This window comes from Streptomyces sp. NRRL F-5650, from assembly GCF_000721365.1.
Lineage (GTDB): Bacteria > Actinomycetota > Actinomycetes > Streptomycetales > Streptomycetaceae > Streptomyces > Streptomyces ardesiacus.
In genome coordinates, this window is the sequence record NZ_JOGV01000015.1 from 1 (window position 1) to 12,778 (window position 12,778).

General features: G+C 73.5%; 9 protein-coding genes and 1 pseudogene. 6 read left to right on the top strand and 4 right to left on the bottom strand.

Annotated elements, in window-relative coordinates:
* The first annotated feature begins 483 nt into the window (after positions 1 to 483).
* Entirely contained in the window at positions 484 to 1,284 is an 801-nt protein-coding gene (locus IG88_RS0115825) for a sugar phosphate isomerase/epimerase family protein (protein WP_031040703.1), read from the top strand.
* A gap of 39 nt (positions 1,285 to 1,323) precedes the next feature.
* Here IG88_RS0115825 and IG88_RS0115830 read toward each other — a convergent pair whose 3' ends face one another.
* A complete protein-coding gene (locus IG88_RS0115830) occupies positions 1,324 to 2,304 on the bottom strand; it encodes an EamA family transporter (RefSeq protein ID WP_031040706.1) in 981 nt (326 codons plus the stop codon).
* A gap of 109 nt (positions 2,305 to 2,413) precedes the next feature.
* Between IG88_RS0115830 and IG88_RS0115835 the strand changes: the two genes are divergently transcribed.
* From IG88_RS0115835 to IG88_RS0115855, 5 genes and pseudogenes are all read left to right on the top strand, one after another.
* Positions 2,414 to 3,355, top strand: coding sequence for a LysR family transcriptional regulator (locus IG88_RS0115835; protein WP_031040711.1), 942 nt, complete (start codon positions 2,414 to 2,416; stop codon positions 3,353 to 3,355).
* Positions 3,356 to 3,381: 26 nt separating this feature from the next.
* On the top strand, positions 3,382 to 3,525 hold the full coding sequence (locus tag IG88_RS43390; RefSeq protein ID WP_158853962.1) for a GntR family transcriptional regulator: 144 nt from the start codon (positions 3,382 to 3,384) through the stop codon (positions 3,523 to 3,525).
* A gap of 192 nt (positions 3,526 to 3,717) precedes the next feature.
* Positions 3,718 to 4,053 carry a thioredoxin gene (gene trxA, locus IG88_RS0115845; RefSeq protein ID WP_031040713.1) on the top strand — a complete coding sequence of 112 codons (336 nt, stop codon included), beginning with the start codon at positions 3,718 to 3,720 and terminating at the stop codon, positions 4,051 to 4,053.
* Between the two features lie 270 nt (positions 4,054 to 4,323).
* Positions 4,324 to 6,169 (top strand): annotated as a pseudogene (locus tag IG88_RS38710) (glycoside hydrolase family 3 protein).
* Between the two features lie 119 nt (positions 6,170 to 6,288).
* Positions 6,289 to 6,909 carry a hypothetical protein gene (locus IG88_RS0115855; RefSeq protein ID WP_031040717.1) on the top strand — a complete coding sequence of 207 codons (621 nt, stop codon included), beginning with the start codon at positions 6,289 to 6,291 and terminating at the stop codon, positions 6,907 to 6,909.
* Between the two features lie 23 nt (positions 6,910 to 6,932).
* Here IG88_RS0115855 and IG88_RS0115860 read toward each other — a convergent pair whose 3' ends face one another.
* The 3 genes from IG88_RS0115860 to IG88_RS0115870 form a co-directional block, all read right to left on the bottom strand.
* Positions 6,933 to 8,357, bottom strand: a complete 1,425-nt coding sequence (locus tag IG88_RS0115860; protein ID WP_031040719.1) for a S28 family serine protease — start codon at positions 8,355 to 8,357, stop codon at positions 6,933 to 6,935.
* Between the two features lie 64 nt (positions 8,358 to 8,421).
* Positions 8,422 to 8,817 carry a hypothetical protein gene (locus IG88_RS0115865; protein WP_031040720.1) on the bottom strand — a complete coding sequence of 132 codons (396 nt, stop codon included), beginning with the start codon at positions 8,815 to 8,817 and terminating at the stop codon, positions 8,422 to 8,424.
* Between the two features lie 127 nt (positions 8,818 to 8,944).
* Positions 8,945 to 12,676, bottom strand: coding sequence for an ABC transporter ATP-binding protein (locus IG88_RS0115870; RefSeq protein WP_031040722.1), 3,732 nt, complete (start codon positions 12,674 to 12,676; stop codon positions 8,945 to 8,947).
* Positions 12,677 to 12,778 lie beyond the last annotated feature (102 nt).

Genomic DNA, 12,778 nt, shown 5'->3' on the forward strand with positions numbered 1-12,778 from the left:
GGGCGGGTCGCGATGGGGCGGGAGGACGCGCCGGTGGGGGGAATCGCCACGGTGCGGGGGGAGTTGATGGTGCGGGGGTCCTCCGGACGGCCGCGGGGGTGAAACGGACCGTTGGTGACGCGGTGGGCCCGCGTCGGTGTGGGCCGCCCTGGGGGCTGCGCCCCCAGACCCCCCTTTCGGCCTGAACGGCCTCGTCCTCAAACGCCGGACGGGCTGAGAGTAGCGGCCCGCGTCCATCGGCGACCGGGCTGAGGGTGGCGGCTCGTGTCAGCAGTCGGTGCGGGCCGGCCCTCGGGGCTGCGCCCCCAAACCCCCTTTCGGCCTGAACGGCCTCGTCCTCAAACGCCGGACGGGCTGAGAGTGGCGGCCCGTGTCGACGGGCGACCGGGCTGAGGGTGGCGGCCCGTGTCCCCGGGCGACCGGGGTGGATTCGCGGCACGCGTCGACAGGTGAACGCGGTCATCGCGGGTACGCTCCGTGGGCATGAAGCTGGCGTTCTCCACTCTCGGTGTTCCCGGAATGCCCCTGGCCGACGTGCTGGGGCTCGCGACCGCGCACGGCTACCACGGGGTCGAACTGCGCGCCCACCCGGAGGAACCGGTCCACCCGGGCCTGGGCCCCGACGAACGGGCCGCCGTGGCCGCCCGGTTCAAGGCGGCCGGGGTCGAGCCGCTGGGGGTCGCGGGGTACGCGCGGGTCGCCGCGCCCGGGGACGACGACGCCGTACTCGCCGAGATCCGGGGGCTGCTCGACCTCGCCCGCGACCTGGGCGCCCCGTACATCCGCGTCTTCCCCGGCGGCGGCAGCGAGCAGAGTCCCGAAGAGGCCGACGCGACGGCCGCGCGGCGGCTGGGCACGGCCGCCGAGTACGCCGCCGGAGTCGGCGTGCGCATCCTGCTGGAGACCCACGACTCGCACCGCACGGGCGCCGACGCGATGCGCGTCCTCGGGCTGGTCGGACACCGGCAGGCGGGCGCCCTGTGGGACGTGATGCACACCTGGCTGGGCGGGGAGCAGCCCTTCGAGTCGTACGCGGCGCTCGCCCCGCACCTGGGCTACGTCCAGGTCAAGGACATCGCCTCCGCCGAGGACACCACGCCGCTGGCGCTGGGCGCCGGGGTGCTGCCGCTGACCGAGGTGGTCGACGTGCTGTCCCGGCACGGGTGGGACGGCTGGCTGTGCTGGGAGTACGAGAAGCGGTGGTACGAGTCGGCCGCCCCGCTGCCCGGGCTGCTCACCGAGGGCCGCGAGCACCTCGCCCGGCTGCTCACGGACGCGGCGTGAGCGGACCTTCCAGACCCGGCCTGCCCGGCGGCGCGGACGTCACCCGACGGATTCTTCGGCCGGGACGGGGGGCCGTCCAGCTTCGGGCTGCGGGCGGGCCCCGGTGATCACCTTCCGGGTCCCGTGGGGGGAGCGGGCCGCGAGCCGGTCCGGCGTGCGCACGCGGCCGGCGCGGGTGAGTGTCGTCAGCGCCACCCCGCCCACCAGCAGCGCCGCCGCGCACCAGCGCAGGGGCGTCACCGGCTCGCCGAGGAAGAGGGCCGCCGAGGACATGCCGAAGACCGGGACCAGGAGGGAGAACGGCGCGACCGTCGAGGCGGGGTGACGGCGCAGCAGCAGACCCCAGGCGCCGAAGCCGAAGACGGTCGAGACCCAGGCGACGAAGAGGATCGTGCCCGCCCCCTGCCAGTCGAGCGAGCGCAGGGCGGCGAGGTCCGCGGTGGGACCCTCGGTGAGCAGGGAGAGGGCCAGCAGGGGCAGCACGGGGACGGTGGAGACCCACACCATGAAGTTGAGCGCGTCGGGCGGGGACGCCTTGCGGGTCAGGACGTTGGACACGCCCCAGGCCGCCGCGGCGCCGACCACCATCAGGAACGCTCCCAGGGGTCCCGAGGTGCCCTCGTCGACCGCCGCCACGCCGATGCCGGCCAGCGCGACCAGCATGCCCAGGGCCTGGACGCGGGAGGGGCGTTCCCGCAGGACCGCGGCGGCGATCACCGCGGTGAACACCGCCTGGATCTGCAGCACCAGGGAGGACAGCCCGGCCGGCATGCCGGCGTCCATGCCCACGAAGACCAGGCCGAACTTGGCCACGCCGAGGACCAGTCCCACCGCCACGGTCCACTTCCAGGCCACCTTGGGAGGGCCCACCAGGAAGACGGCGGGCAGCGCGGCGGCCAGGAAGCGCAGGGCGGAGAAGAGGAGCGGCGGGAAGTGGTCGAGGCCGATCTCGACGACCGTGAAGTTGACGCCCCAGACGGCGGCGACGAGCACGGCGAGGAGGAGGTGGGAAGGTCGCATGGGTCGAGGATCGGCCCGAGGGACCGTGTAGCACCAGCGATGATTGCTGCATGGTTGGATGAAGCACCGCTAATGCTTCCCCACCCTCGTCTCGCCCCGGGAGCCCCTCGTGCTCGACCTCCAGCGACTGCGCGCCCTGCACGCCGTGTCCGTGCACGGGACCGTCGGGGCGGCCGCCGCCGCGCTCGGTTTCACCCCGTCCGCCGTGTCCCAGCAGATCGCCAAGCTGGAGCGGGAGACCAGGACGGTGCTCCTGGAGCGGGAGGGGCGCGGGGTGCGGCTCACCGACGACGCCTGGCACCTGGTCGCCACGGCGGGTGAGCTGCTGGCCATCGTGGAGCGGGCGGAGACCCGGCTGGAGGAGCGGCGCGGGGTGCCCTCGGGGCGGCTGACGATCGCCGCGTTCGCGTCGGCGGCGCGCGGACTGATGCCGTCCGTCCTGGCCGACCTGGCGGCACGCCACCCCGCGCTCGACGCACGGCTCACCGAGGTCGACCCGCACCTGTCCGTGGACCTGGTGGCCAAGGGCGCGGTCGACCTGGTGGTCGCGCACGACTGGGACATCGCCCCGCTGCCGGCCCCGGCCGGGGTGGAGCAGGCGCCGATCGGGGAGGACCTGTGCGACCTGCTGGTGCCCGAGGGACACCGCCTCGCGGAGCGGAGGGCGGTACGGCGATCGGAGCTGGGCGGGGAGCGGTGGATCTGCCAGCCGCCCGGGCGCGTGTGCCACGACTGGCTGATGCGGACGCTGCGGGGCGCCGGACACGAGCCGGACATCGTCCACCAGGCGGACGAGAACCCCACGCTCGTCGCACTGGTCGCCGCCGGTCTCGGCGTCGCGCTCATCCCCCGGCTGGGGCGCGGCCCGCTGCCCGCGGGGGTGGTGGAGGTGCCGCTCGACCCGATGCCGGTACGGCGGCTGTACGCCCTGTGGCGCACGGGCGCCGCACGCCGCCCGGCGATCGCGGAAACGGTGCGCACCCTGCGGTCCCACTGGCCGGCGGTCTCCGCCCACGACACCCCGGGCCCCCGACCCCTGGCCTCCAACTGACCCGGCGCTGCCCCCTGCCCCGGTCGGTGCCCACCGCGCGGATCGCCGACGAGTTCGGCGTCTCCCGGCCGACGGCTCGCGCCGCCGTGCAGTTGCTCGTCGACCGCACCCTGGTCCGGACCGTCCGGGACAAGGGCTCGCACGTGGTTGACGAGCCGCCCCGAGCATGACTCCGAGTGGGCTGCGGACTACGCGGGCCAGGTCCTGGCGGTGTTGGAGGAGGGGAAGCCGGGCACGGTGCGGAAGCTTGGCCGTCGGCTGCGTGTGGCCTGACGGCCAGTCCGTGACGACGCGACTACTCTCTGTCCCCCAAGCCTCTTCTCTCTGGGGGAGAGGTTCATCGCCGAGCGGCAAGGAGTCTCATGCCTTCTTCTCCCGACAAGTTCAAACCGGTCACCGATGCATCGTTCCAGGGCGATGTCCTGGATGCTCCGGGCCCTGTCCTCGTGGACTTCTGGGCGCCGTGGTGCGGTCCCTGCAGAGTCCTTGCCCCGACGTTGGATGCTCTTGCCGCGGACTACGACGGGAAGGTGGCCATGGTGAAGATGAACGTCGATGAGAACCCGGCGACCGTGGCCAGGTACGGCGTGCGCAGTATCCCCACCCTCCAGCTCTTCAAGGGCGGCCAGACGGTAGACGTCGTGGTCGGAGGTGCCCCCAGATCTCACCTCACGGCCATGCTCGAGAAGCACGTCTGATCGAAGGCGTAGGCGTGGACCGCCGAATGCGTCCCGACTACCCCAGAACTGCCCCGGGACCGGCGTACGTTGCACAGGGGGCCGAAGGACTACCCCGGGGCGGTCACCTTCGCCCCGGCGCCCCGGCGCCCCGGCGCCCCGGTGTCTCCAGCCCCTCGCCTCCGGCCGCCCCTCGTGCGACTCCTGTGCGGTCCCTTGACTGGCAGAAACTTCCCGGATATTGGTGACCCCTTGGCAGTTTCCTTCACCAGCCCTCCGGAAGGAGCGCACGTGCACCACAGCAGCACGGCCGGCACGGGAAGCACCGCACAGCCCTCCAGACGCACCGTCCTCACCGCCACCGCGGTCGTCACCGCGGCCCTCGCGGCCGGGGGCGGCACGGCGTACGCCGACGCCCGCAGGCCCGACGACGACAAGCTCCGCGCCCTCATCTCCCGCATGACGCTGGAGGAGAAGGTCGGCCAGCTCTTCGTCATGCGGGTCTACGGCCACTCCGCCACCGACCCGGACCAGGCGGACATCGACGCCAACCTCAAGGAGATCGGCGTCCGCACCGCGGCCGAGCTGATCGCCAAGTACCGGGTCGGCGGCATCATCTACTTCGCCTGGGCGCACAACACCCGCGACCCGCACCAGATCGCCGACCTGTCCAACGGCATCCAGAAGGCGTCCCTGGAGCAGCCGCGCGGTCTGCCCGTGCTGATCTCCACGGACCAGGAGCACGGCATAGTGGCCCGCGTGGGCGCCCCCGCCACCCTCTTCCCCGGCGCGATGGCCGTCGGGGCGGGCGGGTCGCACTCCGACGCCCGTGCCCTCGGCAGGATCGCGGGCGCCGAGCTGCACGCCCTGGGCATCCGCCAGGACTACTCCCCCGTGGCCGACGTGAACGTCAACCCGGCCAACCCCGTCATCGGCGTACGGTCCTTCGGTGCCGACCCGGACGCGGTGGCGGGGCTGGTGGCCGCCGAGGTGACGGGGTACCAGGGCTCCGGCGTCGCCGCGTGCGCCAAGCACTTCCCCGGACACGGCGACACCGCCACCGACAGCCACACCGGTTTCCCGGTCATCACGCACAGCCGTGAGCAGTGGGAGAAGCTGGACGCCCCGCCCTTCCGCGCGGCGATCGAGGCCGGCATCGACGCGATCATGACCGCCCACCTGATGGTCCCCGCGCTCGACGACTCCGGCGACCCCGCCACCCTCTCCCGCCCCATCCTCACCGGCATCCTCCGCGAGGAGCTGGGCTACGACGGGGTCGTGGTGACCGACTCGCTCGGCATGGAGGGCGTGCGCACGAAACGGCGACGCGCGGGTGCCGGTGCTGGCGCTGCGGGCGGGCGTCGACCAGTTGCTCAACCCGCCGGACCTGCCGCTCGCCTGGAACGCCGTGCTGACGGCCGTGAAGGACGGCGAACTCACCGAGGCGCGGCTGGACGAATCGATCCTGCGCGTGCTGCGCCTGAAGGCCAAGCTGGGCCTGTTCCGGGACGCGTACACCAGCCGCCGGGACGTCGACCGGACCGTCGGCACCCGGGGCCACCTGGCCGCGGCCGACCGCATCGCCGAGCGGACCACCACCCTGCTGGTCAACGAGGGGCGGCTGCTGCCGCTGTCGCGCCGGACCCACCGCAAGCTGCTGGTGGTGGGCGCCGATCCGGCCTCGCCGTCCGGCACGACCGGGCCGCCCACCCAGGTCCTCGCGGACGCGCTCGCGGAGCTGGGCTTCACGGCCACCGCCCTGTCCACCGGCACCGCCCCCTCCGCCGCCGTGACCGACCGCGCCGTCGCCGCGGCGGGGGACGCCGACGCGGTGGTCGTCGCCACCTACAACGTGACCGCGGGCAGCAGCCAGCGCACGCTGGTCACGCGGCTGCTGGAGACGGGGAAGCCGGTCGTCGCGGTCGCCGTGCGCAACCCGTACGACGTCGCGCACCTCCCCGGCGTCCCCGCCGTCCTGGCCGCCTACTCCTGGACCGACGTGGAGGTGCGGGCGGCGGCCCGCGTGATCGCCGGGCGGGTGCGGCCGCGCGGGAAGCTGCCGGTGCCGGTGGTGCGCGCGGACGACCCGGACACGGTGCTCCTCCCGCTCGGGCACGGGCTCACCTACCGGTCGTAGCGCGGCCCGCGGCACGCGCCGGGGGCGCTCCCGTCCCCCGTGCGCGGCGCCTCCCGCGCGTCTGGCGTGCGCCCGCCCCGGCGGGTCACGCTGGGCCGGGGAGCGCAGGGGGGGCGGCGATGCGTGTGCGAAGGGCCGGCGGGGTGCCGTGCGCGGTCTCGGTGGCGCTGGCGGGCGCGGTGCTGGCGGGCTGTCGTGGACTGCCGGGGCCGGGGCACGGGGGAACGGACACCGCCGGGGTCCGACCGTCCGGATACGGGGCGGTGTTCCTGGCGGCCGGTGAGTGCAGTTCGTCCGGTCCGGCCGGGGTGGGCGAGGTGCCGTGCGGGAGCGAACGGGCGGTGGCCCGGGTGGTGGCGCGGGAGGACGGCCGGGCGAGCGACGGACCCCCGTGCCCCGGCACCACCGACTTCGTCCTGCACCTCAGCGAGCACCGGCCGTCCGCCGACGAGGACGGCGACGGGATCGTGCCCCGGGGCTACGCCTGCATGCGCCGGCTGCGGCCCCCGCACCCCGGCGATCCGGGCGCCGGGGGCGGCCCGCGCACCGTCGTCGGCGACTGCGTCCGCGACGTCGGCGGCGGCAGGGTCCGCGAGGTGGCCTGCGCCGCCCCGGGCGGGCGCGGGCGCGGGTTCCAGGTGGTCGAGGCGGTCGCCGTCCGCGCGGACTGCCCCGCCTCGACCGTGCTCTACGTCCGGCTCGGCGGGGACCGCCCGGTGGGCTGTGCCCGGCCCCGGTGAGCGGCCGGGCACAGACCGCCGTGCTACGGGCGCAGCGCCGGCTCGCGTTCGATGTCCCGCTTGTCCAGCCTGGCGTCGAACGCCGCCAGCGGCTCGGCCGCCGACGGGTTCTCCCGGACCTCGGCAGAGGCGACGCCCGCCCACTCCAGGATGCGGGCGGTGGCGAACGCCTTCTGGTCGGGCACCAGGCCGGCCACGTTCGCCCCGTGGTTCATGCCGGGCGCGGTCATGACGTAGGAGTCGCGCGCGCCGTGGCCGAGCCGGAAGGGCTCGGCGCCCCACGGGTCGTTCTCGCCGTAGACGAACAGCATCTGGCGGGCGTTGTACCGCACCCACGTGTCGACGTCCCGCATCGCCGACGGCTCGAACTTCATCGGGATCGAGCGGGGCACGAAGTTGCGCGGCGGCTGGTAGCCGTAGCGGACGTACTTCTTCTCGATGTGCGGGAAGTGGATGGTGGGCGCGCCCAACTGGGTGCCCGCCTGGTAGTAGTACGGCGTGTACGTCTCCAGGCCCTGGTCGGTGTAGGCGGAGAAGCCGGAGATGGTGTCGACGGAGTCCCAGATCGCCTCGTCGGTGGCGTTCTCGGCGTCGGCCGGGATGCCGTCGCAGTCGGCGAGGGTGCTGTACTGCCAGAAGCCCCACACGTAGTCGAGGACGACGGCCTCGTAGGCGCGGTCGAGGCTGCCGATGGTGGAGAAGGTGTAGCCGTTCTCGGCCGCGTACGCCGCGTACTTCTTCTCCAGCGGCGCCCGGCGCACCAGTGCCTCGCGCTGCACGCCGTTCAGCTTGTCGCGGCACTCCTTGGTGCCGACGCGGGCGAAGAAGCGGTCGTAGGCCGAATCCTCCTTGTTCACCACGTCGTTGGGGGCGACGTAGGCGACGACGCCGTCCATGTCGCGCGGGTAGAAGCGCTCGTAGTAGGTGGCGGTCATGCCGCCCTTGGAGCCGCCGGTGGAGATCCAGTTCTTCGGGTAGACGGGCTTGAGGGCCTCGAAGATGCGGTGCTGGTCGCCGGCGGCCTGCCAGATGTCCAGCTTGGACCAGTCGGCCGGGGCGGGCCGGGACGGTGTGAAGTAGCGGTACTCCATGGAGACCTGGTTGCCGTCCACGATCTGGGTCGGCTCGCGCCGGCCGGGGTTCGTGGAGACGTTGTAGCCGCCGGTGTAGAAGACCGTCGGGCGGTTCACGTCCTTGTGCAGCACGGTGATCCGCTGCTGGAACGTGCCCTTGGACGGGTGCCGGTGGTCCACCGGCTGGGTGTAGTTGAGGACGAAGAAGCGGTAACCGGTGTACGGCTTCTCCTCGATCAGGCTCATGCCCGGTATGGACAGCAGCCGGTCCTTGATGTCGACGGCCTTCGGCTCGGCGGCGGTGGCCGCGCCCGCCGTGCTGACGGTGCCGATGAGCACCACGAGCGCCAGCAGCCATCTGAGCGCCTTGCGCATGCACCCTCCCTCTGAAACGGATGTCCGCCGGAAGCTATCGGAGCAACTCCCGCGAACACCAGGGTCAGCAGAGGATCCACCCGGAACTGACGGAGCTCTTGGCCACCTTGCCGGTCACCCACACGCAGCGGTTCCCGGCGTGGACGGTCACCGGACCGGCGTGCTGCGCGAACCGGCCCGAGTCCACGACCGCCCGGCCGCCCCGGGCCCGTACGCCGACGGACATCTCCCGCTTGATGCCGGGCTTCTTGGGGACGGTGAGGGCGCACACGTAGCCGCCGCGCTTGTGGACGAGGACGGACCCGGTGGCGAAGTGCAGGGTGCGCACCGTCCGGCCGCCGCACCCCGCGGCGGCGGCCCCGGCGTCCTGCGGCAGCCCGACGGCGAGCAGCGCGGCCGCGCTCAGCACGGCCGTGCCGAGCGCCAGCCGACGGCGGGTTGCGGCACCGGCCCGGCCCACTGCGGTCCCCTTCCGTCGGGCGAACACTGTCGACGTACGGATGCGCGTACGAATGCGCGTACGGACGCATGCACGCATGTACGGACGCAGGGCGCCTGTCGCACGGTTGCGCGCACGCGGCGGCGCCTCAGCGCGTCGCCCCGACCGGCTCCTCCGGTTCCGGGGCGCCGACGAAGGTCCGCCACAACCGCGCGTACCGCCCGTCCAGGGCCAGCAGTTCGTCGTGGGTGCCGTCCTCGGCGACCCGCCCGCCGTCCATGACGACGACCCGGTCGGCGCGGGCGGCCGTGGTGAGCCGGTGGGCGACGACGAGCGTGGTGCGGCGGCCCGCGACGCGGTCGGTGGCCTGGTTGACCTGCGCCTCGGTGGCCAGGTCCAGGGCCGCCGTGGCCTCGTCGAGCAGCAGCACGTCGGGGTCGACCAGCTCGGCGCGGGCCAGCGCGATCAACTGCCGCTGCCCGGCGGAGAGGTTGCGGCCCCGCTCGGCGACCTCGTGGAGGTAGCCGCCCCGGAGCGTGGCGATCATCTCGTGGGCACCGACCGCCCGTGCCGCCGCCTCCACCTGGGCGTCGGTGGCGTCGGGACGGCCGTAGGCGATGGCGTCCCGGACGGTGCCCGGGAAGAGGTACGCCTCCTGCGGGACGACGCCCAGCCGGTGCCGGTAGGAGGTGAGGTCGAGGCTGCGCAGGTCCCGCCCGTCGACGGTGACCCGGCCGCCGGTCGGGTCGTAGAACCGGGCCACCAGCTTCACCAGCGTCGACTTCCCGGCGCCGGTCTCGCCGACGAAGGCGACGGTCTGCCCGGCCGGGATGCGCAGGTCGATGCCGGTGAGGGCCTCTTCGTCGTCGCCGTACTTGAAGTGCACGTCCTCGAAGGCGATCTCGCCGCGCAGCGAGGCGACCTCGGAGGGCTGCTCGGCGGCGCGGGTGGAGGTCGGCTCGCGCAGCAGTTCCTGGATGCGGCCCAGCGAGACGGACGCCTGCTGGTAGCCGTCGAAGACCTGGGAGAGCTGCTGGACGGGCGCGAAGAACAGGTCGATGTAGAGCAGGTACGCCACCAGCGCGCCGGTCGTCAGCGTCGCGTCGTCGATCCGCGCGCCGCCCACGACCAGCACCGCCGCCGCGGCCACCGACGACAGCAGTTGCACGAAGGGGAAGTAGACCGAGATCAGCCACTGTCCGCGGATGCGGGCCTGCCGGTAGCTGTCGCTGCGCTCGGCGAAGCGCCGCCCGCCGTCCCGTTCGCGCCGGAAGGCCTGCACGATCCTGAGGCCCGCCACCGACTCCTGGAGGTCGGCGTTGACCGCGGACACCCGCTCGCGGGCCAGTTCGTACGCCTTCACGCTGGCCCTGCGGAAGTAGTAGGTGGCGACGATCAGCGGCGGCAGCGTCACGAAGACGATCAGCGCGAGCTGCACGTCGATGACCAGCAGCGCGACCATGATGCCGAAGAAGGTGACGACCGAGACGAAGGCGGTGACGAGTCCGGTCTGCAGGAACGTCGACAGCGCGTCCACGTCCGTCGTCATCCGGGTCATGATCCGCCCGGTCAGCTCGCGCTCGTAGTAGTCGAGGCCGAGCCGCTGGAGCTGGGCGAAGATCTTCAGGCGGAGCGCGTACAGGATCCGCTCGCCGGTCCGGCCCGTCATGCGGATCTCGCCGGTCTGCGCCGCCCACTGGGCGAGTACGGCGAGCAGCCCGAGCAGCGAGGACGCCCAGACCGCGCCGAGGGCGACCCGGGTGACGCCGTCGTCGATGCCGTGCCGGATCAGCACCGGCAGCAGCAGTCCCATGCCCGCGTCCACGGCGACGAGGGCGAGGCTGACCAGCAGCGGCGTGCGGAAGCCGCGCAGCAGACGGCGCAGGCCGTAGGACGACTCGGGCCGCACCGCCGCCGTCTCGTCGACGTCCGGGGTGCCGTTCGCCGGGGGCAGCGCGTCGACCTGGGCGAGCAGTTCGGGGGTGGCGGGGGTGCCGGCGAGCGCGGTGTCCTTGGGCGTGCGGTCGCCGGTCCACAGCCGGGGCGTGACCCCGCGCTCGGCGTCGAACTCGGCGTCCAGCTCGTCCCGGACGGAGGTGTCCTCGGCCGGTGCCGCGGGGGGCGTGTGGCCGGGCGAGACGCCGCCCAGCTCGTCGGGGTCGGTGAGCAGGCGCCGGTAGAGGGCGGAGCGCTCCTGGAGTTCCTCGTGGGTGCCGAGGTCGGCGAGGCGGCCGCGGTCGAGGACGGCGATGCGGTCGGCGAGGCCCAGGGTGGAGCGGCGGTGCGCGATGAGGAGCGTGGTGCGGTCCCGCATGACCTGCTTCAGCGCCTCGTGGATCTCGTGCTCCACGCGGGCGTCCACGGCGGACGTGGCGTCGTCCAGGACCAGCAGCCGGGGGTCGGTGAGGATCGCCCGGGCGAGCGCGACGCGCTGGCGCTGGCCGCCGGAGAGGGTCAGGCCGTGCTCGCCGACGGTCGTGTCGTAGCCCTCGGGCAGCTCGGTGATGAAGCCGTGCGCCTGCGCGGCCCGTGCCGCGGCCTCGACCTCCTCGTCGGTGGCGTCCGGACGGCCGTAGGCGATGTTGGCGCGGACGGTGTCGGAGAAGAGGAAGGAGTCCTCGGGCACCAGACCGACGGCGGACCGCAGCGAGTCGAGGGTCAGCTCGCGCACGTCGTGCCCGCCGACGAGGACGGCGCCGCGCGTCACGTCGTAGAAGCGCGGCAGGAGCAGCGAGACGGTGGACTTGCCGGAGCCGGAGGAGCCGACGACGGCGAGGGTCTCGCCGGCGCGGATCTCGAAGGAGAGCCCGTCGAGCACGGGCCGTCCCTCGCCGTCGCCCGTGTCGTAGGCGAAGGCGACGTCGTCGAACTCGACGGTCGCGGGCGCGTCGGCCGGCAGGGTCCTGGTGCCGTCCTCGATGGCCGGTTCGGTGTCGATCAGTTCGAGGACGCGTTCGGTGCCGGCGCGGGCCTGCTGGCCGACGGTGAGCACCATGGCGAGCATGCGGACCGGGCCGACGAGCTGCGCGAGGTAGGTGGAGAAGGCGACGAAGGTGCCGAGGGTGATGTGCCCGCGCACGGCCAGCCAGCCGCCGAGGGCGAGCATGGCGACCTGTCCGAGCGAGGGGACGGCCTGGAGCGCCGGGGTGTAGGTGGCGTTCAGCTTGATCGTACGCAGCCGCCCGGCGAATAGCCGGCGCCCGACCTCGCGGAGCTTGCCGGTCTCCTGCTCTTCCTGCCCGAAGCCCTTCACCACCCGTACGCCGCTGACCGAGCCGTCGACCACCCCGGCGACGGCGGCGGCCTGCGCCTGCGCGTACCAGGTGGCGGGGTGCAGCCGGGCGCGGCTGCGGCGGGCGATGAACCACAGGGCGGGGGCGACGGCCAGCGCGACCAGGGTGAGCGGCAGGGAGAGCCACGCCATGATCACGAGGGAGATCAGGAAGAGCAGGACGTTCCCGATGGTCATCGGGAGCATGAAGAGCAGGCCCTGGATGAGCTGGAGGTCACTGGTCGCCCGCCCGACCACCTGCCCCGTGGACAGCTCGTCCTGCCGTCGCCCGTCGAGCCGGGTGATCGTGCCGTACATGTCGGTGCGCAGGTCGTGCTGGACGTCGAGGGCGAGCCGGCCGCCGTAGTAGCGGCGGACGTACGTCAGGGCGTACACGGCGAGCGCGGCGCCGATCAGGAGGCCGGCCCAGACGGCCATGTCCCGGGTCTTGTCGCCGATCACGTCGTCGATGATCACCTTGGTGATCAACGGGACGAAGGCCATGACGGCCATGCCGCCCAGCGAGGCCCCGAGCGCCAGCACGACGTCCTTGGGATACCGCCAGGCGTACCCCGCCAGTCGTCGCACCCAGCCCCGTTGCGCGTCCACGCCGTGCCCTCCGGTCGGTCGTCCTGCTCACCTGATCTGCCGGAAGGCACCAACACGGGCGAGCGGGGATTTCATCCCGCCGTAACAATGCGGAGCCGGCCC